The following is a 22,867-nucleotide window of genomic DNA, read 5'->3' on the forward strand; positions in this document are numbered from 1 at the left end:
AACCTGTTCTATCTTGACGTTCCGTCAGGTCGTGCACGGTTAGCGGGAGGCCGGGACAGTGGACTTCACCTTCACCGAGGAACAGCAGGCGGCCGTCGAGGCGGCCAGGGCGGTCTTCTCGGACGTCGCACCCGACCGCGTTCCCAGCCCCGCCCTGACCCCGGGCGCCGTGGCGGAGGACATCGACCGACAGCTGTGGAACGAGCTGGCGCGCACGGATCTGCTCGGTCTCACCCTGTCGCCGGACCACGGAGGCGCGGGCCTCGACCCGATCGCGCTCTGCCTCGTCCTGCGGGAGTCGGCGAAGGTGCTGGCCAGGGTCCCGCTGCTGGAGAGCTGTGCGGTCGCCATGACGGTCCAGCGGTACGGCGGGAGCACCCTCGCGGCGGAGCTGCTGCCCCCGGCAGGCCGGGGCGAACTGATCCTGACCGTCGGCGCCAACGGGCGCAGCGGTCACGATCCCGCCGAACTGGCCGTCGCCGCACGGCCGTACGGGGAGAGCGGCGAGAACGAGGAGAGCCGCGGGGCGTCGGCGGCGGCAAGCGGCTCCGGCTGGGTGCTCGACGGGGTGCAGTCCGCGGTTCCGTGGGCCCAGGTGGCGGACTGGATCGCCATCCCCGCGCACACCGCGGAGGGCCGGCCGGTCCTGGCACTCGTGCCCCGTACCCGCGAGGGCGTCACCCTGGCGGACCAGGTCTCCACCAGCGGTGAGCGGCTGGCCGAGGTCCGGCTCGACGCTGTGCGGGTGACCGACCGGGAGCTGATCGACGACCCGGGCTGCTGGGAGTGGCTGCGGTCCCTGCTCACCACGGGAACCTGCGCGCTCGCGCTCGGGCTGGGCGAGCGGGTGCTCGCGATGACCGCCGCCTACACCGGCAAGCGCGAGCAGTTCGGATTCCCGGTCGCCACGTTCCAGGCGGTGGCCGTCCAGGCAGCGGACCGGTACATCGACCTGCGGGCGATGGAGGCGACGCTCTGGCAGGCCGCCTGGCGGATCTCGGCCGACGCCGGGGGGCCGCTGCCCGCGGCGGGCGATGTCGCCGTGGCGAAGATCTGGGCCTCCGACGGCGTCCGCCGCGTCGTGCAGACCGCACAGCACCTGCACGGCGGCTTCGGCGCGGACACCGACTACCCACTGCACCGCTTCCACGCCTGGGCGAAGCAGATCGAACTCTCCCTGGGCCCGGCCGCGGCCCATGAGGAGGCCCTGGGCGACCTGCTGGCCGCCCACCCGCTCGGCTGACCGACAGCACCGACAGCACCGACAGCACCGACAGCACCAACGGCACCAACGGCCAACGACAGCGCTGACGGCACCGGCCAGGCCCGCCCGGGGCTCAGAGGACGAAGGCGGGCGTCCCGTTGTCCGTGACCATCGGGCGTCCGGCGCCGTCCCAGGCTTGCATGCCGCCGTCGATGTTCACGGCGTCGATGCCCTGCTGGACCAGGTACTGGGTGACCTGGGCCGACCGGCCGCCGACCCGGCACATCACATGGACGCGCCGGCCGTCATCGGCGGACTCGGTCAGCTCGCCCAACCGGCCCACGAAGTCGCTCATCGGGATGTGCAGGGCACCCTCGACGTGACCGGCCGCCCACTCGTCGTTCTCACGGACGTCCAGGACGAAGCCGTCCGACGGCACCGCCGCGGCGTCCACCGAGGGCAGCGGGGCGAAGTTCATGGGTCATGCCTTCTCTCGTGCGGTCTTGGACCTCGTACATGGGGCCTCGTGCAGGAGCCCCGTCCGTACGCGGCAGAGTCACCCGGAACGCTACTGCACCATCTCCGCGAGCTCGGCCTCGCGCCGGGAGACCTCGCCCAGCAGTTGCTCCGCGATGTCCTCCAGCAGCTGATCCGGGTCGTCGGGGGCCATCCGGAGCATCGAGCCGATCGCGCCGTCCTCCAGCTCCTTGGCGAGCACCGTCAGCAGCTCCTTGCGCCGGCTGAGCCACTCCAGCCGGGCATAGAGCTCCTCGCTCTCGCTCAGCGGGGCCAGGGGCTGCACCGGGCCTGCCGCCCACTCCGTCGCGAGTTCCTTGAGGAGGTCGACGTCGCCGCGCCCGTAGGCGGCGTTCACCCGGGTGATGAACTCGTCCCGGCGCTGCCGTTCCGGCTCGTCCTGGGCGAGGTCCGGGTGCGCCTTGCGGGCCAGCTCCCGGTAGAGCCTGCGGGCCTCCTCGCTCGGCCTGACCCGCTTCGGCGGCCGGACCGGCTGTTCGGTGAGCATCGCCGCGGCCTCGGGCGACAGCCCGTCGGTGTCCATCCAGTCGTGGAACAGCTCGTCGACCCCGGGCATCGGCATGACGACCGCACGCGCCTCCCGCGCCTTGCGCTCGTCCTCCGGATCCCCGGTCCGGGCGGCCCGCGCCTCGGCGATCAGCGCGTCCAGCTCGTCGAGGCGGGTGTACATCGGGCCGAGCTTCTGGTGGTGCAGCCGGGAGAAGTTCTCGACCTCCACCCGGAAGGTCTCCACCGCGATCTCGAACTCGATCAACGCCTGCTCGGCGACCTGCACCGCCCTGGCCAGCCGCGCCTCGGGGCGCGGCGCGGCGTCCTCGGGGCCGGTGCACTCCCCGGCAGCGGCGTCCGCGGGGCCGGAAGCGTCCGGCCCCGCCGGAGCGTCCTGCGTCCCCGGGGCGTCCCCAGCTTCGGGGACGGATCGGGGCGCGTCCGGCCGGTCGTTGTCCTGCCGGTCTTCATCGTTCCGGGTGGTCGGCACCCCGGCGGCTTCGTGGGTCACCCGTCCAGCGTATGGCCACGGCCCGGCGGCGCGGCACACACGGGGTGTGCCCCGGCCCGGGCCGCGCCCCGTGACGGACAGAGCCTCACCCCGTCACGGCCCGGGCCCCACCCCGTGACGTACAGAGCCCCACCGCCGCACGGACGGGGCCCCGGCGCCTCGCGGCCCGCGCCCCAGCGCCCCACGAACCCGTCATATACCGAACTCGGCGGCCAGCCTGCCCGCCTTGATCGCCCGCACCAGCTCGGCGTGATCCGCTTCCGTACGGTCGGCGTACGTCACCGCGAAGGCGGCCACGGCCGCGTCGAGCTCGTCGTTCTTGCCGCAGTAGCCCGCCAGCAGGCGAGGGTCGGCGCTGTGGGCGTGCGCCCGCGCGAGCAGCGCGCCGGTCATCCGCCCGTAGTCGTCCACCTGGTCGGCGGCGAGCGCGGCGGGGTCCACGCTGCCCTTGCGGTTCCGAAACTGCCGGACCTGGAACTGCCTGCCGTCGACGTCCGCCCAGCCGAGCAGGATGTCGCTGACGACCTGCATCCGCTTCTGCCCGAGCACTACCCGGCGGCCCTCGTGCGCCACCTCCGGAACGTCGAAACCGACGGCGGGCAGATAGGGAGCGAGCACCGAGGGGCGCGCCTCCTTCACCTGGAGGACCAGCGGCTCACCCCGGTGATCGAGCAGCAGGACCACGTACGACCGGGTCCCCACGCTGCCGGTGCCGACCACCCGGAACGCCACGTCGTGGATCGTGTACCGGGCCAGCAGCGGCACCCGGTCCTCGGAGACGGTGGAGAGATAGCCGCCGAGACCGGCGGCCACGACAGCGGCCTCGGCGTCCGGCACCCGGCGCAGCACGGGCCGGGCGTCGACGAAACGCCGGCCGCCGTCGGGGCGCTCCTCGGTGGAGCGGGCGGCGAAGCGGGCGCTGGTGTTGTTGCGGGCCTTCTCCGAGACCCGCTCCAGGGTGCCGACCAGATCACGGGCGTCCGTGTGCGAGACGAGTTCCTCGTCCGCGATCGCGTTCCAGGCGTCGAGGGCGGGCAGCCGGGCCAGCAGCCGCATCGTGCGCCGGTAGGCGCCGACGGCGTCGTGCGCGCCCCGGCGGCAGGTGTCCTCGTCGGCCCCGGCGGCCCGGCCCGCCAGCACCAGGGAGGTGGCGAGCCGCTTGAGGTCCCACTCCCACGGACCGAAGACGGTCTCGTCGAAGTCGTTCAGATCGATGACCAGGCCGCCCCGGGCATCGCCGTAGAGGCCGAAGTTGGCCGCGTGCGCGTCGCCACAGAGCTGGGCGCCCACCCCGGTGACCGGGCTGCCCGTCAGATCGTGGGCCATCAGCCCGGCCGCGCCGCGCAGGAAGGCGAACGGCGTCGCCGCCATCCGCCCCACCCGTATCGGCGTCAGGCCCGGCACGCGGCCCCGGTTCGACTCCTCGACCGCCCGCACGGCGTCCGGCCGTCCCGGCGGCAGGACCAGCGAGGCGTGCGAGGACCGCGGAACCCGGTCGCGGAGGGCCTTGCCCGCCGCCTTCGGGGAACTCGCGGCACCACGCCGGGCAAACCCGGTCACGACCGGAATGCGCGGATCCTCCCCCGCGCTCTCTCCGGTTCCCGCCGCCCCCGCAGTCGGCTGCTCAGGCATCGTCGTCTCGGTTCCGCTCATGGAGCGTCGCCTCCCCCACCCTCGTACCGTTTCCGTGGCTGCCCGGCTGTCCGACCGGCCAGCGGCCCTGTTCCTCCAGCGACCGAGCACGACGGTACCGCCGATGCCCGGCACCCGCCGGGCCCTGCGGACGGACGCCGGAGCTGGCCCTGTGGGCGTGGCCGACAGCGGTACGCCCCGGGGCGGCCGGGCAGGTCAGCAGCCGGTCCCGGAGCCGGCTGCGTCGTCCCGCGTCAGATAGGTGTCGGCCCACCGCCCCAGCTCCTCGAGCGCGGTCTCCATCGCGGCACCCGCCTCGGTGAGCCGGTACGCGACGCGCAGCGGCGGTCCGTCGTCGACCTCGCGGATCACCAGGCCGGCCGCACCGAGTTCGGTCAGCCGGTCCGAGAGCATGCGCTCGCTGATTCCGGGAATCGCCCGTCGCAGTTCGGCGAAGTGCACCGGTCGCTGCAGCAGCACCGAGACGATCTGACCGGTCCAGCGCTTGCCGAACAACGCGAAGACGCGGCTGATCCCCCGGTCGACCCGCCGACAGGGCTGCTCGCCGTGATCCGCCATTTCCCCAGATTACTGGGCCACCCCGAGCGGCTTACTAAAGGTAAGTAGCCGCTCCGCGCACTCCGACAGGGGCGGGGAGGCTCCAGGAGCACCGCCGCCCTGTCGTATGATGATCATGAACAATCGGACGTTTCACGTGAAACACAGCGCGCCCGGAGCGCATCAGACGACGGCTCCTCCGGCCGCCACCCCCGCACCTGCGGGCTCCTCGTCGCCCTCGTCGCCGACCGCCCCGGCCCGCGGACCACGACCGGTTCCACCGCCCCGCAGACCTGACCCGCCCGATCGGGAGCCCGCGTCGGTCGTGGGATCGGAACCCGCGCCCTTGGCCTCCGCGGCGATCCTGGCCTCCTGCTCCTCACGCTCCGCCTTCTCGCGGGCCTGGGCCGCCAGATCCACCCGGCCCTCCGGCTTGATGTGGGCGATGACACCGGGGTGAGCGATCGACGGCAGGATGTGGCGCCACATCTCGGCCACCTGCTCGCGCAGATCGGCCCGGCCCGAGTCGGCCTCCGAGACCAGCTGAATACCGGTGAACGAAGCGACGATGATTTTGGCTGACACCATCGGGTCGATCTGCGGGAACACCTCGCCGCGCTCCTGGCCCAGCTCCAGCATCCGGGCCGTCGCGTCGATCCAGTCGCCCCATGGATGCGGTCCGCCGAGGAAGACGCCCTCGATGGAGAGCCTGGTACCGGCTCGGGCCATCGAGTTGTGGCGCAGAGCGAAAGCGAACTGCTGGCCGCCGTCCACCAGGGACTGAAGCGGCGACCCCTCCTGCTCGAACTCCACCGTGGAGGTCTGCTCGTCCATGATCGCCTGCGCGATGGCCTCCTTGGAGGCGAAGTGGAAGTACAGGGCCCCCTTGGTGACCTTGGCGCGGCGGAGAATCTCCGAGATGGCGGCACGCTCGTAGCCGTAGTCGTCGAAGACACTCGCCGCGGCATCCACGATCGACCGCCACGTCTGGACTGCGCGAGCCTGCTTCGCCATTTCCTGCCTCCGGGACGTTCTGTGCGCTCAGCCCTTCACCGCCGAGTCGCCGTCGATCCAACCACTGCGGCCAGCGTATGCAAGTGCGCCGTTGCACCGGCCATCGGTCTGTCCGGAAACCGCGCCCACACCCGGTGGATCACCGCCCGCGGACACCCGCCGCCGCCTCCTCCTTACCCGCCTGTCCGTACCCCGCCCGTCCGTCAAAAACACGGACCGACGAGAACACCGACGAGAGCGTGGAGAAGGAGGAACACCACGGATACCAGGCATGGAACCACGGAGCAACGAAGAACCCCCGCTCCGGTATCTCTTCGAAGCGGGGGTTCTGCCGAACCAAACCCGACAGTCGCGAGCGACTGAGAATATGCGAGGGATCTCAGCTGTCCGCATACGGCTGAGTCTTTCTCAGGCTACACGGGAGCGACTCGCCTCCCGGATCGTCCTGCCTCAGCACTGGTGCTCGGCCAGGGCCTGGCGGATCTGGCGGGTGGTCTGGGCGGCCACGCGGGGATGTGTGGCCGCATACGCCGTGTACGCGTTGAGTCCTGTGCAGAGCGCCCAGCCGAGGCCGCGCGCCCAGGTCCCGTCGTCCGTGGCCAGGAGGGTACGGAAGGCCGCCCTCCCGGAGGCCCCCAGGAACGTGTACGCGATCGTGAGGTCGCAGGCGGGGTCGCCCATGCCGAGCCCGCCGAAGTCGATGACGGCACAGAGACGGCCGTCGGGGTCCGCGAGGAGGTTGCCCGTGTGGAAGTCGCCGTGGAACCACCGGGGCCCACCGGACCACGGCGGGGCTCCGAGGGCCGCGTTCCACGCGGACGTCATGGCGTCGGCGTCGAAGACGTCCGCGGTGGCGGCGATCGCGGCGCGGGTGTCGGCGTCCCGTGACGCCAGCGATTCGCCGACGAGGTCGAGGTGGGGGCCGGGGAGGAACGTGCCCGCCGGGGCGAGCCGGTGGAGCGCGGTGAGGAAGTCCGCCAGCTGTCGCGCGATGGAGAGGGACCGGGCGCTTTCGGGCCTCTCGGTGACGCCCACCTCGGGAACCGCTCCGTCCAGCCAACGGGACACCGACCAGTGCCACGGGTACCCCAGCTCCGGCGACGGTGTCCCCAGTCCCAGCGGTACGGGAACGGCCAGCGGCAGTCCGGGCGCCAGCCGGGGCAGCCAGCGGTGCTCCTTCTCCGCCTGCCCCGCCGCCCAGTCGCCCAGTCGCCCCTGGGCAGCCTCACGGCCATGTCGTCGCCGAGCCGGAAGATCACGTGATCGGAACCGGCGGGATCGAGTAGAGCGAGAGGCAGGTCCGCCCACTGCGGGAACTGCTCGACAAGCAGCCGCTCGGCGAGATGCGCGTCAATGGCGGAGGGGGAGGGAGATGGGGAGGAGGAAGGAGAAGGGGAAGGGGAGGGAGGCGGGGAGGCAGGAGCGGCAGCGGCTTCCGCGTGGACCATGTACACGTCCTTCCGTCTCCGCACTCGGCGGCGGAGATTCGGCGCCATCACAACACCGGACGATCCGGCCTGTCGATCCCCATTCGGGTCGAACACCCCGTCCGCTCCGGGCTCGGAGGCCCGGCGGTGAGCGGGAGGGACACGGGCGGACCGGCCGTAGCTGTCGGGCACCGGGACCGAGGGATGGGCCACGAAGCCGCAGGACGACCAGAACGCGTCGCTGCCGCCGACGGCGACCAGCGAGAGCCGTTCGTAACCCTGGGCCCGCGCGGTACGGATCAACCGGTCCAGCACGTTCCGCGCCAGCCCCCGCCGGCGCAGCTCCGGCACGATCACGAGGTCGTGGAGATGCAGGTTGCGGGAGGAAACCTCCGCGCCGTCCGCCTCCGGGGACCTCGGCCGGGCCAGGCAGTCTGCCCCCGAGGGCTCCGGCCGGGCCAGGTCGGGAGCGCTGAAGGCGGGGAAGGGCAGCGCGAGAAGCTCGCCCGCCTCGCTCCACGCGTCCGCGGTCATCTGCTGGGAGCCGACGTGGACGGAGAGACCCGACGGGATCAGACCGTGGGCGCGGGCGGCCACCAGAAGGGTCACGGCCTCGCCCGGTGAGCAGCCGAACGTGTGGCTGAGCCGCCACAGTGCTCCGTGACCGCTGGTGGCCAGTCGGCAGTACACCCGGCCTCCGGGGGCGCGCGCGGCGATCGCCGCGAGGTCGGCCCGGTTGTCCGTGGCGAAGTCCCGGACGCCCAGCCGGTGGGCAGGCGCTCTGGCTGGTGGCCCAGCACTGGCGACGGCTGGGACGCGAGGAGGAGGAACTGGCCTGCTTGAGCGAACTCGCCGCGCTCGCAGACGAGTTGGGCCTGCCGGAGCTCCAATGCAGGGCCTGGTCCTCGCTCGCCCGCTGTCTCCGCGGCTCCGGCCGGGTGAGTGAGTCGATCGCCGTCGCCGATCGCGCGGTCAAGCTCGCCAAGGAAGCGAAGCTCACGGTTCCGGACATCGGCAACGCACTGATCTCGCTGGTCTCGGCGGAGGCCGAGGAGGGCCGGCTGCCGGACGCCCGCGCGCACGTGGACGAGCTGGTCGAGCTGGTCGACAAGCACGAAGGACCGCTGAAGGCCGAGGCCCTCTGGTCGGCGGCCACCGTCCGGTTCCGCCAGGGCGAACACGGAGCCGCCCTGGAGTTCATCGAGCGCGCGACCCAGGGCCTGGAGGGGAGCGCCGACCTGACGCTGTGGCTGCGCCTGCGGCTGGCCGCCGCCTCGCTGAGCCTGCAGAGCGACCCACCGCGGTCCCGTCAGGCTTTCACCATCGACCTGTCCGCCGAGATCTGGCGCATCCTCGCCGAAGAACTCGAAAACGGCATGAAGACCTGACCTCCGCGCTCCCGGCTCCTGAGCCGGGGTCGGCGGGCGTCATGACGGAAGCCGTCACCGCGGAGGACGAGCTCTGCCCCGCCACGGTCTTCGGCCTGTACCGCGTGACGCCCGCCCCGCTCTCCTGTGCCAGGCCGGCGCCCTGGTCCCGGCGGGCACCCCACCTCACCCCGCCCGGTCGGCGGAGAAAGCAAAATGGTCGGCATCGTGATCACGATGCCGACCATTTCGTCGGTGCTACCAGGACACCTCTTCGGTGTCCGTCGTGCGCGAGGGGGGATTTGAACCCCCACGTCCCTAAGGACACTGGCACCTGAAGCCAGCGCGTCTGCCGTTCCGCCACTCGCGCATGAGTGGTGTTTTCAGACTCTCACCCAGTGGGGTGAGCGCCTGGCGACAAACGGAAGATTAGCACGCTGGCCAGGGTGGAATCACATCCGTTGTTTCGTCGCCCCCGGCAGGGGAAGCGGGAACCCCGAACCCTCGCCCCCACTCCTCCAGAGTGCGTCCCGGGTGCGGGACACTGTGAGGAGGTCACCTCTACGATCCGTGTGAGGGGTGACACTCATCCACAGGCCAGACAAGGGGAACCAGCCGATTTCCCGACGCGTGGATACGATCAGTAAGCAGTACAGGGACGATGACAACGGAGGAGGTGCCCCATGGGGGTCATGAAGCGTTTCGAGCAGCGCCTCGAGGGGCTGGTCAACGGCACCTTCGCCAAGGTCTTCAAGTCCGAGGTGCAGCCCGTCGAGATCGCCGGCGCCCTCCAGCGGGAGTGCGACAACAACGCGACGATCTGGAACCGTGAGCGGACCGTCGTCCCCAACGACTTCATCGTCGAGCTCAGCACACCCGACTACGAGCGGCTCAGCCCGTACTCCGGTCAGCTGGGCGACGAGCTCTCCGGCCTGGTGCGCGACTACGCCAAGCAGCAGCGCTACACCTTCATGGGACCGATCAAGGTCCACCTGGAGAAGGCCGACGACCTCGACACCGGGCTCTACCGGGTCCGCAGCCGCACGCTGGCGTCGAGTTCGTCACAGCAGGACCAGCCTGCCCCGCCCCAGCCCGGGGCAGGGCGGCCCGCCGCCCCGCAGGCTCCCGGCGGCTACGGCTACCCCCCGAGCGCCGCTCCGCCGATGCCCGCGGCCCCGCCGCCCGGCGCCGGACGGCCCTCGGCCCCCACGAACGACCGGCGCCCGCCGGCCGCGTCCGGCCCCCTGCCGGACGCCCGGACACGGCGCTGGATCGAGATCAACGGCACCCGCCATCAGATCTCCCGCCCGACGTTGGTGATGGGACGATCCACCGACGCCGACGTGCGGATCGACGACCCCGGCGTATCGCGTCGGCACTGTGAGATCCGGACCGGAACGCCCTCGACGATCCAGGATCTCGGGTCTACCAACGGCATCGTGGTAGACGGGCAGCACACCACCCGCGCTACGCTCCGCGACGGCTCGCGGATCGTCGTGGGCAGCACCACCATCGTTTACCGGCAAGCCGAAGGGTGAAGCGGGGGCAATGTCAGAGCTGACCCTGACGGTCATGCGGCTAGGTTTCCTGGCTGTTCTGTGGCTGTTCGTCATCGTGGCCGTACAGGTCATCCGCAGCGACCTGTTCGGAACGCGCGTCACGCAGCGCGGCTCACGCCGCACTGCCGCCGACGCGCGCCCCCAACAAGGCCGCCAACAACAACAAGCGGCGCCGCCCCAGCAGCGCCAGCAGCCCGGGCGGCAGCGCCGCGGGGCACCGACCAAACTGGTCGTGTCCGAAGGCACGCTCACGGGCACGACGGTCGCGCTCCAGGGGCAGACCATCACCCTGGGCCGGGCCCACGATTCAACGATCGTGCTGGACGACGACTACGCGTCCAGCAGGCATGCCAGGATCTACCCGGACCGCGACGGTCAGTGGATCGTCGAGGACCTCGGGTCCACCAACGGCACGTATCTGGAACGGACCCGGCTCACCACCCCGACACCAGTTCCGCTGGGCGCGCCGATCCGTATCGGCAAGACCGTCATCGAGCTGCGGAAGTAGTACGACAATGAGCGAGCGGAGCGAGCGAGCCGCGGCGGCCTGGACGGCGGACGCTGCCAGGTTCCCGACCGGAGGGTGGGCAGTGTGGCTCGAGACAGGCTGTACCCCGAGGCGGACTCGACGGGGCAGGTGCGCATGAGTCTGTCGCTGCGCTTCGCCGCCGGGTCGCACAAGGGCATGATCCGGGAGGGCAACGAGGACTCCGGCTATGCCGGTCCCCGGCTCCTCGCCATCGCCGACGGCATGGGCGGTCAGGCAGCCGGTGAGGTCGCCAGCTCCGAGGTGATCTCCACGCTCGTCCCGCTCGACGACGACGTACCGGGTTCCGATCTCCTGACCTCGCTCGGCACGGCCGTCCAGCAGGCCAACGACCAGCTGCGCGTCATGGTCGAGGAGGACCCCCAGCTGGAGGGCATGGGCACCACGCTCACCGCCCTGCTCTGGACCGGTCAGCGCCTCGGCCTGGTGCACGTCGGCGACTCCCGCGCATATCTGCTGCGGGACGGCGTCCTGACGCAGATCACCCAGGACCACACCTGGGTGCAGCGCCTCGTCGACGAGGGCCGGATCACCGAGGAAGAGGCCACCACCCACCCGCAGCGCTCCCTGCTGATGCGGGCGCTGGGCAGCGGCGACCATGTCGAACCGGACCTCTCCATCCGCGAAGTCCGCGCCGGCGACCGCTATCTGATCTGCTCGGACGGCCTCTCCGGCGTCGTCTCGCACCAGACGATGGAAGAGACCCTCGCCAGCTACCAGGGCCCGCAGGAGACCATCCAGGAGCTGATCCAGCTCGCTCTGCGCGGCGGCGGCCCGGACAACATCACCTGCATCGTGGCCGACGTCCTGAACGTCGACAGCAACGACACCCTGGCCGGGCAGCTCAACGACACCCCGGTCGTCGTCGGCGCGGTCGCGGAGAACCAGGCCCAGCTGGGCGACGGCGGGGCCATGCAGACGCCCGCCGGCCGCGCCGCCGGCCTCGGTCGCCCCGTGCCCCCGCCCGGCGGCGGCTTCGGCCCGCCCGGCAGCGGCGACGTCGGCTACGGAGGCATGCCGGACGGCTCCTACGACGCCTACACGGACGAGGACTACGTCAAGCCGGGCGGCGGCCGTAAATGGCTGAAGCGGTCCGTCTACATCGTGCTCGCGCTGGCCGTGATCGGCGGCGGTCTGTACGGCGGCTACCGCTGGACGCAGACGCAGTACTACGTCGGCACGCAGGACGGACACGTCGCGCTGTTCCAGGGCATCAGCCAGGACCTCGCCTGGATCTCGCTCTCGACGGTCGAGAAGAACCACCCCGAGATCGAGCTCAAGTACCTGCCGCCGTACCAGCGCAAGCAGGTCGAGGCGACGATCGCCGAGGGCAACATCACCGACGCCCGCGAGAAGGTCGCCGAGCTCGCCGCCCAGGCCTCCGCCTGCAAGAAGGACGCGCAGCGCCGCGCGGCCGACGCCGAGAACCAGGCCCGTACGGGCGAGGGCGAGGCCGGCGGCACCGCCGGAGCCCCCGCCACCAGGACTTCCGCCACGTCCTCCGCCAAGGGGACCAAGCCGACCACCGCTCCCACTCCCGGCCCCAGCCTCTCGGAGGAAGAGAAGAAGCTGGTCCCGCAGTGCGGTAAGCAGTAAGCCGTAGGGGGCCTCAGCACCATGAGCGTTGTCACCAACACGACCACCATCGGCGCGATCGACGCACCGAGCCGCCGCAACACCGAGCTGGCACTCGTCGTCTTCGCCGTCGCCATCTCGGTGTTCGCCTACGCCAACGTGGGCCTCGCCCTCAACGGCGAACTGCCCGCGGGCATGCTCGGCTACGGAGCGGGCCTCGCCCTGCTCGGCGGCGTCGCCCACCTCGTGGTGCGCAGATACGCCAAGTACGCCGATCCGCTGCTGCTGCCCCTGGCCACCCTCCTGAACGGCCTGGGCCTGGCACTGATCTGGCGCCTGGACCAGTCGGAGCGGCTGCTCAACCACCCCAGCTTCGCGCCCGCCGCCTCCAAGCAGCTGATCTTCTCGGCGATGGGCGTGGCACTGTTCATCGGTGTGCTGCTCCTGCTCAAGGACCACCGCATCCTCCAGCGCTACACCTACATCTCCATGGTGGTCGCGCTCATCCTGCTGATCCTGCCGATGTTCTTCCCGGCCCAGTTCGGCGCGAGGATCTGGATCACCATCCCCGGCATCGGCTCCATCCAGCCCGGCGAGTTCGCGAAGATCGTCATCGCGATCTTCTTCTCCGGCTACCTGATGGTGAAGCGCGACGCCCTGGCCCTCGCCAGCCGCCGGTTCATGGGCATGTACCTGCCCCGCGGGCGGGACCTCGGTCCGATCCTCGCCATCTGGGCGATGTCGATCCTGATCCTCGTCTTCGAGACCGACCTCGGCACCTCGCTCCTCTTCTTCGGCATGTTCGTCGTCATGCTCTACGTGGCGACCGAGCGCACCAGCTGGATCGTCTTCGGCCTGACCATGTCGGCCGTGGGCGCCGTCGGCGTGGCCTCCTTCGAGCCGCACGTGCAGGACCGGGTCACCGCCTGGCTCGACCCCTTCGCCGGCTGGGGCACCCACGCCGCCAGTGAGCAGATGGCCCAGGTGCTGATGGCCTTCGGCTCCGGCGGCACGCTCGGGACCGGTCTCGGCCAGGGCAACTCCGACCTCATCCTCTTCGCCGCCAACACCGACTTCATCCTCGCCACCGTGGGCGAGGAGCTCGGGCTCGCCGGTGTGATGGCGTTCCTCCTGCTGTACGGGCTGATCGTCGAGCGCGGTGTGCGCACCGCACTGGCCGCACGCGACCCGTTCGGCAAGCTGCTGGCCATCGGGCTCTCCGGAGCCTTCGCCATCCAGGTCTTCGTCGTCGCCGGCGGTGTCATGGGCCTCATCCCGCTCACCGGTATGACGATGCCGTTCCTCGCGGCCGGCGGATCGTCGGTCATCGCCAACTGGGCCCTGGTCGGCATCCTGATCCGCATCAGCGACACCGCCCGCCGCCCCGCACCGGCGCCCGCGCCCTCCACCGACGCCGAGATGACGCAGGTGGTCCGCCCGTGAACAAGCCCCTGCGCCGGGTGGCGGTCTTCTGCGGTCTCCTGATGCTCGCACTGCTCATCCGGGACAACTGGCTCCAGTACGTCCGCGCCGACGAGCTGACCAGCCACAAGTACAACCGCCGCGTCGAGATCGAGCGGTACGCCCACGAGCGCGGCGACATCATCGTCGACGGCAAGGCGATCACCGGCTCCGCCGAGACCGAGGACAGCGACTTCAGGTACAAGCGGGTCTGGAAGAACGGCCCCCTGTGGGCCCCCGTGACCGGCTACTCCTCGCAGGCCTTCGACTCCTCGCAGCTGGAGAACCTGGAAGACGGCATCCTCACCGGCAACGACGACCAGCTGTTCTTCGACCGGACGCTGTCGATGTTCACCGGCGAGAAGAAGCGCGGCGGCAACGTCGTCACCACGCTCAACGGCGACGCCCAGAAGGCCGCCTTCAAGGGGCTCGGCGAGAAGAAGGGCGCTGTGGTCGCCCTCGACCCGAAGAGCGGCGCCATCCTCGCCCTCGCCAGCACCCCGTCCTACGACCCGTCGGTCTTCGCCGGCAACTCGCTCAAGGACTCGGACAACCGGCAGAAGCTCCTGAAGGACAAGGACAAGCCGATGCTCAACCGGGCCTTGCGCGAGACCTACCCTCCGGGCTCCACGTTCAAGGTCGTCACCGCCGCCGCCGCCCTGGAGAACGGGCTCTACGACGACATCGACGCCAAGACGGACTCCCCGCTGCCCTGGACGCTGCCGCAGTCCACCACGCAGCTCAAGAACGAGGGCAACATCCCCTGCGAGAACGCCACGCTGCGCGAGGCCCTGCGGGTGTCGTGCAACACCGTCTTCGGGAAGATGAGCGACGACCTCGGCAACAAGAAGATGATCGAGCAGACGGACAAGTTCGGCTTCAACAAGGAAGTCTTCACGCCCGTCCGCGCCGACGCGAGCATCTACCCCGAGGACAACAGGCCGCAGAACGCGATGGCCGGCATCGGCCAGGCGTCCAACCGGACCACCCCGCTCCAGATGGCCATGGTGGCCTCCGCGATCGCCAACGACGGCAAGCTGATGCAGCCGTACATGGTCGCCGAGCGGCAGGCGCCCAACCTGGACCCGGTCTACACCCACGAGCCCGAAGAGCTCAGCCGCGCGCTCTCCGGTGAGAACGCCCAGAAGGTCCAGCAGATGATGGAGACCGTCGTCAAGGACGGCACGGGAACCAACGCGCGGATCCCCGGCGTCACAGTGGGCGGCAAGACCGGTACGGCACAGCACGGTCTGAACAACAGCGAGAAGCCGTACGCCTGGTTCATCTCGTACGCGAAGACCGACAGCGGCTCACCGGTCGCCGTCGCCGTCGTGGTCGAGGACGGCAACGCCAACCGGGACGACATCTCCGGCGGCGGGCTGGCCGCCCCCATCGCGCGCGACGTGATGAAAGCGGTCATCGACAGCAAGAAGTGAGACCTGTCACGGCGGTCGCCCGTCATACCGGACATCGGATACCGGTCGGATATCGGCTGCCGGGCGCGGGCTGATCACGTCACCCGTGCCCGGTAGCGTATGCGCGAACAGCGCACCGCCGCGGACCACACACGGGTGCGGTCGGGACTGACGGAGAGGGCTGGAACAGTTATGGAAGAGCCGCGTCGCCTCGGCGGCCGGTACGAGCTGGGCTCGGTGCTCGGCCGTGGTGGCATGGCCGAGGTCTACCTCGCGCACGACACCCGGCTCGGCCGCACCGTAGCTGTGAAGACGCTCCGGGCCGATCTGGCCCGCGACCCGTCCTTCCAGGCCCGGTTCCGCCGTGAGGCCCAGTCGGCCGCCTCGCTCAACCACCCCGCGATCGTCGCCGTGTACGACACCGGCGAGGACTACGTCGACGGGGTCTCCATCCCGTACATCGTGATGGAGTACGTCGACGGGTCGACGCTGAGGGAGCTCCTGCACTCCGGTCGCCGGCTGCTCCCCGAGCGCACGCTGGAGATGACGGTCGGCATCCTCCAGGCCCTGGAGTACTCGCACCGCGCCCAGATCGTCCACCGCGACATCAAACCGGCGAACGTCATGCTGACGCGCACCGGCCAGGTCAAGGTCATGGACTTCGGCATCGCCCGCGCCATGGGCGACTCCGGGATGACGATGACGCAGACCGCCGCGGTCATCGGCACCGCCCAGTACCTCTCCCCGGAGCAGGCCAAGGGCGAGCAGGTCGACGCGCGATCCGACCTGTACTCCACCGGCTGCCTGCTGTACGAGCTGCTCGCCGTGCGGCCCCCGTTCGTCGGGGACTCGCCCGTCGCGGTGGCCTACCAGCACGTCCGGGAGGAGCCGCAGCCGCCGAGCAACTTCGACCCCGAGATCACGCCCGAGATGGACGCGATCGTGTTGAAGGCGCTCACCAAGGACCCGGACTACCGCTACCAGTCCGCCGACGAGATGCGCGCCGACATCGAGGCCTGCCTCGACGGCCAGCCGGTCGCGGCCACGGCGGCGATGGGCGCCGCGGGGTACGGGGGTTACGACGGTTACCACCCCGACCAGCCCACCGCCGCCCTGCGCCCGGCCGACCCGAACAACGCGCAGACGTCGATGCTGCCCCCGGTCAACCCGGACGACGGCGGCTACGGCTACGACGACCGCCAGGGCCGTCGGCGCCAGCAGAAGAAGAGCAACACCTCGACGATCCTGCTGATCGTCGCGGGCATCCTGGTGCTGATCGGCGCGATTCTGATCGGCCGGGTGATCTTCTCCCCGACCAGCGACGACGGCCGGATCAATGCCCCGAACCTGGTGGGCTCCACGGTGCAGGAGGCGGAGAAACTCGCGTCCAGAACCGACGTCACCGTGAAGGTCGGCGCCGAGGAGCCGTGCGAGGAACAGGAGAAGGGCGAGATCTGCTCGCAGGACCCGGCGGCGGACGCACTCATGGACAAGGACGGCACCGTCACGGTCGTCGTCTCCGCCGGAGCGCCGAAGATCGAGGTCCCCAACGTCCTTGAGAAGTCCGAGGACGGCGCCCGCGAAGTCCTGGAGGGCAAGGGCTTCACGGTCAACGTCACCACGGAGGAGTCCGAGGAGACCGAGGGCTCCGTGATCGAGCAGGACCCGAAGGGCGGCGCGAAGGCCGAGGACGGGGCCGAGATCACCATCACCGTGGCCGTGCAGACGACCGACCCGATGCCCGACGTGCGGACCCGTCAGTACGACGCCGCCGTGGCCCAGCTCAACCAGCTCGGGTTCACCAACGTCTCACGGGCCGATGTGGACTCGGAGAAGCCGGCCGGAGAGGTGATCGAGCAGACCCCCGCGGGCCCGAGCAAGCAGGCCAAGGACGTGCAGATCGTCCTGAAGGTCTCCAAGGGGCCGGCGCAGCCGGAGCAGGTCCCGATCCCCGGTGACATCGGCAACAGGCCGTACCAGGACGTGAAGGCCCAGCTCGAAGGGCTCGGCTTCGTGGTCGCGCTCTCCCAGGGCTCGGTCGACAAGCCGAACGCCAAGGTGATCACCAGCAGCCCGGCGCCGACCACCCAGGCGGACAAGGGCAGCACCGTCACCCTCGTGACCATCGAGGGCGGCGGGAACGGTGGCAACGGCGGGAACGGCGGGAACGGCGGCAACGGCGGGGGCTTCATCGGAGGCCTGGGCGACGACTGACCCCCCGCCCGCCCCACCCGGCACGGGAAGGGCCCCGGTCGCCTTGACGGTGACCGGGGCCCTTCCCGTGTGCCCGAGCGCGAGCGGCTGCTGCTCAGCGGCTCAGCGCAGCTCGACCGGCTTGGTGCGGTCCTTGTCGACCTTCTCCGTACGCTCCAGCTCGCCCCAGACGATGTACCGGTACTTCGAGGTGTAGACCGGGGTGCAGGTCGTCAACGTGATGTAGCGGCCCGGCTCCTTGACGCCCGACTCCTCCGGGACCGGCTGGATCACGTCGACGTTGAACTTCGACGTCTCGGGGAGCTTTTTGTAGACCTTGTAGACGTACCAGGTGTCCTTGGTCTCGAAGACGACCGGATCACCGCTCTTCAGCTTGTGGATGTTGTGGAACTTCGCGCCGTGCCCGTCGCGGTGCGCGGCCAGCGTGAAGTTGCCCTCGTCGTCCCAGGGGAGGCCCGACTCGACCGGGTCCGTGTAGTAGCCCGCGATGCCGTTGTTCAGGGTCTCGGGGTCGGTGCCCTTCTTGACCAGGATCTCGCCGTTCTTCATTGCGGGCACGTGCAGGAAGCCGATGCCGTCCTTGGTGTCCAGGGCGCCGGGTCCATCCGCCCACCTGCTGCGGACCGTGTCGCCCTGCCTGTCGGCCTCGCGGTCGGCGAGCACGTTGGTCCACCACAGGGAGTACGCGACGAACAGCGCGAGCACCAGGCCCGCGGTGATCAGCAGTTCCCCGAAGACGCTGACGGCCATCGCGACGGGGTGACGGCCTCGCCGGCGCACCGGGGGCGCGTCCACCCGGGAGGTAGACGTGTCGGCCCGCTCGTCGTGCTCGGTCCTCGCTGCCACCGCACCGTCCCTGTCGTGAGGATGTTCAGCCGACGAGCGCGTCGGGCTTTCCCTGGCTGCGCGGCCGTTCGTCGACCATCTTGCCCCAGACGATCAGCCGGTAGGTACTCGTGAATTCCGGGGTGCAGGTCGTCATCGTGAGGTACCGGCCCGGGCCCTCGAACCCGGAACCCACCGGCACCGGATCGATCACCGAGATGTTGGACGGCGCGGTCTGCGGGAGGATGCTGGCCATCTCGTACGTGTAGTACGCGTCCTGCGTCTCGACCACGATCGGGTCGCCGGGTTCGAGCTTGTTGATGTAGCGGAACGGCTCGCCGTGGGTGTTGCGGTGGCCGGCCACGGAGAAGTTGCCCTGCTTGTCGGAGGGCATCGCGGTCTTGAGCCTGCCTTCGCCGTAATGGCCGAGCATCCCCCGGTCGAGCACCTTCTCCTTGTCGATGCCCTCGGCGATCGGGACGACGACGTCCAGCTTGGGAATGTGCATGATCGCGAAGCCCTGGCCGGGTGCGAACACCCCGGGCTTCCGGTCGCCTCTGGCCCACTCGTCCTGGATCCGGTTCGTCTCCTTGCCGGCGATCTGCTCGGCCCGGACGTTGGTCCACCAGAGCTGGTAGGTGACGAACAGCAGCATCAGGACACCCAGCGAGATGAACACCTCGCCGACCACCCGGCTGGCGACGACCGCCGGGCTGTCCTTGGCCGCCCTGGCCGCGCGCCGGGCCTCCATCCGGGACATCGGGGCGGCCGGGGCGGCCTGTTCGACGACCGGTTCCGGGCGCCGACGGCCGCGCCCCTTGGCCGCCCGCCGCCGCTCGGCCCGCCCACCGGAGGGAGGCGGACCGGGGCGGGAAGCCGGCTCGGGCCCGGGACCGGGCTCGGCCGGGATGCGGCTGATGACTTCGGTGCGGGGCTCGGCGGGCCCTCCGACGACGGCGCCCATCACTTCGGTGCGCGGTTCGGCGCGGAGGCCCCGGTCCGGGGCCGGCACCTCGGCCGGAGCCGTGCGCGCAGACGGCTCCTGCGGCCCGTACCAGTCGCGCTGGTACCCGGCGGGGTCGTACCACTCGGTCGGGGCTCCCTGGGGCCGCTGAGGCCCTTGGTGAGGCGTGTGACCAGCCTCGTGCGACGCCGCCGCCGCCGGTATGTGTCCGAGCCCAGGATCCGGTACGTGTCCGAGCCCAGGATCCGGTACGTGTCCGAGCCCAGGGTCCGGTACGTGTCCGAGCACGGGCGCAGGCACCGGCACCGGCACCGGCACTCCGGGGCCTGGTGCGTACACGGGCCCGGGACCCGGCCCAGGCCCGTCCGTTCCCGGCCCGCCCGGGATGTTGTCCGCCCGGAACCACGGCGAGCCGGGCCCGCCGGGCAGCGGATCGCTGAGCGGATCCGCGAGGCCGTCCACCGCTGCCACGAACGCGCCGTCAGCCCCGTACACCCCTTGCGGGTGAGGGCCCTCCGGTCCGGCCTCGTGCCCGGGGCGGCCTACGGTCACGCGGCGGCCTTGCCCACCACCGGCGCGAGTCCCGCCGACCGCGCGACGGCCCCCCGGTCTCCGCACTGCTCCAGCCAGTTGGCGAGCATCAGGTGGCCGTGTTCGGTGAGCACCGACTCGGGGTGGAACTGCACACCCTCCACCGCCCGGTCACGGTGGCGCAGCCCCATGATGATGCCGTCCGCCGTGCGGGCGGTGACCTCCAGCTCCGGGGGCAGCGCGCCGGGTTCGGCGGCGAGCGAGTGATAGCGCGTCGCGGTGAAGGGGGACGGCAGTCCGGCGAAGACGCCCTTGCCCTCGTGAGTCACGGGGGAGGTCTTGCCGTGCAGCAGCTCGGGGGCCCGGTCGACGACACCGCCGTACGCGACCGCCATCGACTGCATCCCCAGGCAGACGCCGAAGACCGGGACGCCGGTGTCCGCGCAGTGGCGCACCATCTCGACGCAGACGCCGGCCTGCTCGGGCGTCCCCGGACCCGGGGAGAGCAGGACCCCGTCGAAGCCGTCCTGCGCGTGGGCGGGGGTCACCTCGTCGTTGCGCAGCACCTCGCACTCGGCGCCGAGCTGGTAGAGGTACTGGACGAGGTTGAAGACGAAGCTGTCGTAGTTGTCCACGACGAGGACGCGTGCGCTCACTGGTCTGCTCCTGCTCCCCCGGCGCTCCCGCCGTCGACGGTCACATCACCGAACGGAAGCAGCGGCTCCGCCCAGGGGAACACGTACTGGAACAGCGCGTAGACGACCGCCAGAACCAGCACGAGCGAGATGACACCCCGCACCCATGCGTTGCCCGGCAGATGCCGCCAGATCCAGCCGTACATGCTGACCCCTCCATTCGGTACCCGCACCAGACTAGAGGGCCCGTGGCCGGGGAGGGGGTCAGCTGGGGAAAAGCGTGGACCGGCACGGTCAGCCGGAGAGCTCCGGCGGCCTTCCGTCGCTCACCGGCCGCGTGGCGTCCAGATGCGCCCAGGCGATCAGCCGGTGGCTGCTGCCCCATTCCGGCTCGCACGTGGTGAGCGTCAGATAGCGTCCGGCGCCCTCGAATCCGGAGCCGCGGGGCACCGGGTCGACGACGGCGGTGTCGGTGGGCACGGTCCGGTACGGCTTCTTCACGACGCGGTACGTGAACCAGGTCGTGCCGTCGTTGACGACCACCGCGTCCCCGGGCCTCAGCCGCGGGAAGTCCTTGAAGGGGTCGCCGTACGTCCTCCGGTGCCCGGCCACCGCGAAGTTGCCCGTGTCGCCGGGGCGGGCGGTTCCGCTGTAGTGCCCGAGCCCCTTCTGGAGGGTGGTGACCGCGGTGTTCTCCAGGACGGGCCACTCCCAGTCGGGGCCGAAGCGCGGGATGTGCATCGTCGCGAAGGGCTTTCCGGCGCGGTACGGGACCGGCCGCGGGTCCGGGGTCCTTGAGGAAGGCGGCTGCGAGGCGGACGTCTCCGGGGACGCGGACGTCTCCCGAGAGGCTGGCGGCGGGGCCGGCGCCATGGGCTCCTGGGCCCACTGGCTCCGGAGGGTCTCGATCTCGCCCTCGGCCGCGTCGGCCGCCTTCACGCCTGTCCAGAACAGGAAGTAGACGACGAAGAGGATGATCAGCGCGCCCACGGTGATGCAGAGTTCACTGAAGGTTCTGACGACGACGCGCACCGACACCGGACGGCCTCCCCGGGGCTCAGCTCGGGCTCACTCCACAGGCTGTGCGTAGTGCAGATCCACTGTGCCCGAGTACCCGGGCACAGTCACCGCCTCGTTCTCGTCGACTTTCCAGCCCAGCCCGTACGCCTTCACGTACAGCAGGTAGTTCTGGATCGCGGTGGAGTCGTTGAGCGCCTGCTTGAGCTTGCCCGGGTCGCCGACCGCGGTGACCTTGTACGGCGGGGAGTAGACGCGGCCCTGGAGGATGAGCGTGTTGCCCACGCAGCGGACGGCGCTGGTGGAGATCAGCCGCTGGTCCATCACCTGGATTCCCCGCGCCCCGCCCTGCCACAGCGCGTTCACCACGGCCTGGAGGTCCTGCTGGTGGATGACGAGGTCGTTGGGCTGGGGCTCGGGGTAGCCGGGGTTGGCGGTGGCGTCGGGGGGCGCGTCGTCGAGCGTCACGCTGACGGATTCGCCGCTGATCTTCGTGGTGCCGGCCGCCTTCTCCAGGGCCTTCAGCCGGGCGTCCTCGGCCTTGGTCGAGCCGTCGTCGCGCTGGGCGAGGGCGTCGACGTCCGCGCGGGCGCCGGCGACCGCGTCGTTCAGCTCGCCGTTGTTCTCGCTGCGCTCCCTGATCAGGTCGGAGAGCTTGAGCAGGGAGGAGTCGCTGCGCAGATTGGTGCCCTTGGCGGTGTTGGCGCTGGTGACGAAGATGAGTCCGGCCAGGGCGAAAACCGCAGCGGTGAGACCCCGGACCGCCCACGCGGAGGTGCGCCGGGCCGGGCCTTCTGGGGAGTCGGCGGAATTGCTCAACGTACCCTTATCTCATCAGGCGCCAGAGAAGCACTACGCTAACGGACGCTCGGGGGAGGCAGCATTCCCCCTGGCACCCGCCCCCGGCGCCCGCCACAGATCCCTGCGCGGTCACGCAGCGCATCGACAGGAGAGTCCCTCGTGCCGAAGTCACGTATCCGCAAGAAGGCCGACTTCACGCCGCCCCCGGCGAAGCAGGCAACGACCATCAAGCTGACCAACCGCAGTTGGGTCGCTCCGGTGATGCTGGCCCTGTTCCTCATCGGGCTGGCCTGGATCGTGGTGTTCTACGTGACCGAAGGTGATCTTCCGGTCGACGCCCTGGGCAACTGGAACATCGTGGTCGGCTTCGGCTTCATCGCCGGCGGTTTCGCCGTGTCGACGCAGTGGAAGTGACGGACACCCTCCGCGCAAGCCCTGCCCTGAGTTACCCACAGAGTTATCCACAGTCGGGGGAAAAGGTCAGACGATCTGTGGATAACCTCCACTCATGTTGACGCCGGTGTGACCGCAGCCTCCCTCGCCGAGGGGGGCTGCACCCCTTTGCCCAGAAGGAAAGACCCAGC

The 22,867-nt window shown here is 70.6% G+C and carries 21 protein-coding genes, 1 tRNA gene and 1 pseudogene; 9 read left to right on the forward strand and 14 right to left on the reverse strand.

All coding sequences use genetic code 11. The features are described 5' to 3' along the window. Positions 1-58 precede the first annotated feature (58 nt). On the forward strand, positions 59-1,243 hold the full coding sequence (locus tag ACH4KB_RS16760; RefSeq protein WP_398066692.1) for an acyl-CoA dehydrogenase family protein: 1,185 nt from the start codon (positions 59-61) through the stop codon (positions 1,241-1,243). Positions 1,244-1,337: 94 nt separating this feature from the next. Here ACH4KB_RS16760 and ACH4KB_RS16765 read toward each other — a convergent pair whose 3' ends face one another. The 7 genes and pseudogenes from ACH4KB_RS16765 to ACH4KB_RS16795 form a co-directional block, all read right to left on the reverse strand. Beyond that, positions 1,338-1,682 carry a rhodanese-like domain-containing protein gene (locus tag ACH4KB_RS16765; protein WP_398066693.1) on the reverse strand — a complete coding sequence of 115 codons (345 nt, stop codon included), beginning with the start codon at positions 1,680-1,682 and terminating at the stop codon, positions 1,338-1,340. A gap of 90 nt (positions 1,683-1,772) precedes the next feature. Beyond that, entirely contained in the window at positions 1,773-2,741 is a 969-nt protein-coding gene (locus tag ACH4KB_RS16770; protein ID WP_398066694.1) for a J domain-containing protein, read from the reverse strand. Between the two features lie 192 nt (positions 2,742-2,933). After that, positions 2,934-4,394 carry a DUF2252 domain-containing protein gene (locus ACH4KB_RS16775; protein WP_398066695.1) on the reverse strand — a complete coding sequence of 487 codons (1,461 nt, stop codon included), beginning with the start codon at positions 4,392-4,394 and terminating at the stop codon, positions 2,934-2,936. 195 nt (positions 4,395-4,589) lie between these two features. Further along, a complete protein-coding gene (locus ACH4KB_RS16780) occupies positions 4,590-4,952 on the reverse strand; it encodes a winged helix-turn-helix transcriptional regulator (protein WP_398066696.1) in 363 nt (120 codons plus the stop codon). Between the two features lie 162 nt (positions 4,953-5,114). Further along, positions 5,115-5,945 (reverse strand): ScbR family autoregulator-binding transcription factor, encoded by an 831-nt coding sequence (locus tag ACH4KB_RS16785; protein ID WP_398066697.1) that lies wholly within the window; start codon positions 5,943-5,945, stop codon positions 5,115-5,117. 450 nt (positions 5,946-6,395) lie between these two features. Next, complete coding sequence (locus ACH4KB_RS16790; protein ID WP_398066698.1) at positions 6,396-7,253, reverse strand: aminoglycoside phosphotransferase family protein; 858 nt, start codon at positions 7,251-7,253, stop codon at positions 6,396-6,398. Positions 7,254-7,597: 344 nt separating this feature from the next. Next, positions 7,598-8,263: pseudogene (locus tag ACH4KB_RS16795) on the reverse strand (GNAT family N-acetyltransferase); the annotation flags it as partial. Between ACH4KB_RS16795 and ACH4KB_RS16800 the strand changes: the two are divergent. After that, positions 8,212-8,760: a tetratricopeptide repeat protein gene (locus tag ACH4KB_RS16800; RefSeq protein WP_398066699.1), complete on the forward strand. Its 549-nt coding sequence runs from the start codon at positions 8,212-8,214 to the stop codon at positions 8,758-8,760. The pseudogene ACH4KB_RS16795 and the gene ACH4KB_RS16800 sit on opposite strands and share 52 nt — an antisense overlap. Positions 8,761-9,026: 266 nt before the next feature. Here ACH4KB_RS16800 and ACH4KB_RS16805 read toward each other — a convergent pair. Further along, a tRNA-Leu gene (locus ACH4KB_RS16805) sits at positions 9,027-9,109 on the reverse strand. A 313-nt stretch (positions 9,110-9,422) separates the two neighbouring features. On the opposite strand from ACH4KB_RS16805, the gene ACH4KB_RS16810 reads away from it, so the two are divergent. The 6 genes from ACH4KB_RS16810 to pknB all read left to right on the forward strand — a co-directional run bounded on the left by ACH4KB_RS16810 (position 9,423) and on the right by pknB (position 17,510). Next, positions 9,423-10,277 (forward strand): FhaA domain-containing protein, encoded by an 855-nt coding sequence (locus tag ACH4KB_RS16810; protein WP_398066700.1) that lies wholly within the window; start codon positions 9,423-9,425, stop codon positions 10,275-10,277. 10 nt (positions 10,278-10,287) lie between these two features. Continuing rightward, positions 10,288-10,806 (forward strand): FHA domain-containing protein, encoded by a 519-nt coding sequence (locus ACH4KB_RS16815; RefSeq protein ID WP_003967913.1) that lies wholly within the window; start codon positions 10,288-10,290, stop codon positions 10,804-10,806. A 135-nt stretch (positions 10,807-10,941) separates the two neighbouring features. Continuing rightward, on the forward strand, positions 10,942-12,441 hold the full coding sequence (locus tag ACH4KB_RS16820; protein WP_398066891.1) for a PP2C family protein-serine/threonine phosphatase: 1,500 nt from the start codon (positions 10,942-10,944) through the stop codon (positions 12,439-12,441). Positions 12,442-12,462: 21 nt separating this feature from the next. Beyond that, positions 12,463-13,863, forward strand: coding sequence for an FtsW/RodA/SpoVE family cell cycle protein (locus ACH4KB_RS16825; protein WP_398066701.1), 1,401 nt, complete (start codon positions 12,463-12,465; stop codon positions 13,861-13,863). After that, positions 13,860-15,317: a peptidoglycan D,D-transpeptidase FtsI family protein gene (locus ACH4KB_RS16830; RefSeq protein WP_398066702.1), complete on the forward strand. Its 1,458-nt coding sequence runs from the start codon at positions 13,860-13,862 to the stop codon at positions 15,315-15,317. Before ACH4KB_RS16825 ends, ACH4KB_RS16830 begins: the two co-directional genes overlap by 4 nt. A gap of 171 nt (positions 15,318-15,488) precedes the next feature. Then, positions 15,489-17,510, forward strand: coding sequence for a Stk1 family PASTA domain-containing Ser/Thr kinase (pknB, locus tag ACH4KB_RS16835; RefSeq protein ID WP_398066703.1), 2,022 nt, complete (start codon positions 15,489-15,491; stop codon positions 17,508-17,510). A 102-nt stretch (positions 17,511-17,612) separates the two neighbouring features. Here the strand turns inward: pknB and ACH4KB_RS16840 are convergent, their stop codons facing one another. From ACH4KB_RS16840 to ACH4KB_RS16865, 6 genes are all read right to left on the reverse strand, one after another. Next, positions 17,613-18,356, reverse strand: coding sequence for a class E sortase (locus ACH4KB_RS16840; RefSeq protein ID WP_398066704.1), 744 nt, complete (start codon positions 18,354-18,356; stop codon positions 17,613-17,615). Between the two features lie 25 nt (positions 18,357-18,381). After that, positions 18,382-19,851: a class E sortase gene (locus tag ACH4KB_RS16845; RefSeq protein WP_398066705.1), complete on the reverse strand. Its 1,470-nt coding sequence runs from the start codon at positions 19,849-19,851 to the stop codon at positions 18,382-18,384. After that, positions 19,848-20,486 (reverse strand): aminodeoxychorismate/anthranilate synthase component II, encoded by a 639-nt coding sequence (locus ACH4KB_RS16850; RefSeq protein WP_398066706.1) that lies wholly within the window; start codon positions 20,484-20,486, stop codon positions 19,848-19,850. The genes ACH4KB_RS16845 and ACH4KB_RS16850 overlap by 4 nt, the downstream gene beginning before the upstream one ends. Next, complete coding sequence (locus ACH4KB_RS16855; RefSeq protein WP_398066707.1) at positions 20,483-20,671, reverse strand: hypothetical protein; 189 nt, start codon at positions 20,669-20,671, stop codon at positions 20,483-20,485. Before ACH4KB_RS16855 ends, ACH4KB_RS16850 begins: the two co-directional genes overlap by 4 nt. Positions 20,672-20,759: 88 nt before the next feature. Further along, on the reverse strand, positions 20,760-21,503 hold the full coding sequence (locus tag ACH4KB_RS16860) for a class E sortase (protein ID WP_398066708.1): 744 nt from the start codon (positions 21,501-21,503) through the stop codon (positions 20,760-20,762). A 30-nt stretch (positions 21,504-21,533) separates the two neighbouring features. After that, a complete protein-coding gene (locus tag ACH4KB_RS16865; protein ID WP_398066709.1) occupies positions 21,534-22,301 on the reverse strand; it encodes a DUF881 domain-containing protein in 768 nt (255 codons plus the stop codon). A 141-nt stretch (positions 22,302-22,442) separates the two neighbouring features. On the opposite strand from ACH4KB_RS16865, the gene crgA reads away from it, so the two are divergent. Next, on the forward strand, positions 22,443-22,697 hold the full coding sequence (gene crgA / locus ACH4KB_RS16870) for a cell division protein CrgA (protein ID WP_097865620.1): 255 nt from the start codon (positions 22,443-22,445) through the stop codon (positions 22,695-22,697). The last annotated feature ends 170 nt before the right edge of the window (positions 22,698-22,867 follow it).

It is taken from the genome of Streptomyces sp. NPDC017520 (assembly GCF_044329855.1).
Classification (GTDB): Bacteria; Actinomycetota; Actinomycetes; order Streptomycetales; family Streptomycetaceae; genus Streptomyces.

What these genes read in the sequence shown, in the direction of transcription:
- ACH4KB_RS16855 (WP_398066707.1), bottom strand. Translation starts at nt 20,671, where the DNA reads ATGTACGGCTGGATCTGGCGGCATCTGCCGGGCAACGCATGGGTGCGG.
- ACH4KB_RS16775 (WP_398066695.1), bottom strand. Translation starts at nt 4,394, where the DNA reads ATGAGCGGAACCGAGACGACGATGCCTGAGCAGCCGACTGCGGGGGCG.
- ACH4KB_RS16815 (WP_003967913.1), top strand. Translation starts at nt 10,288, where the DNA reads ATGTCAGAGCTGACCCTGACGGTCATGCGGCTAGGTTTCCTGGCTGTT.
- pknB (WP_398066703.1), top strand. Translation starts at nt 15,489, where the DNA reads ATGGAAGAGCCGCGTCGCCTCGGCGGCCGGTACGAGCTGGGCTCGGTG.
- ACH4KB_RS16810 (WP_398066700.1), top strand. Translation starts at nt 9,423, where the DNA reads ATGGGGGTCATGAAGCGTTTCGAGCAGCGCCTCGAGGGGCTGGTCAAC.
- ACH4KB_RS16825 (WP_398066701.1), top strand. Translation starts at nt 12,463, where the DNA reads ATGAGCGTTGTCACCAACACGACCACCATCGGCGCGATCGACGCACCG.
- ACH4KB_RS16780 (WP_398066696.1), bottom strand. Translation starts at nt 4,952, where the DNA reads ATGGCGGATCACGGCGAGCAGCCCTGTCGGCGGGTCGACCGGGGGATC.
- ACH4KB_RS16820 (WP_398066891.1), top strand. Translation starts at nt 10,942, where the DNA reads ATGAGTCTGTCGCTGCGCTTCGCCGCCGGGTCGCACAAGGGCATGATC.
- ACH4KB_RS16785 (WP_398066697.1), bottom strand. Translation starts at nt 5,945, where the DNA reads ATGGCGAAGCAGGCTCGCGCAGTCCAGACGTGGCGGTCGATCGTGGAT.
- ACH4KB_RS16765 (WP_398066693.1), bottom strand. Translation starts at nt 1,682, where the DNA reads ATGAACTTCGCCCCGCTGCCCTCGGTGGACGCCGCGGCGGTGCCGTCG.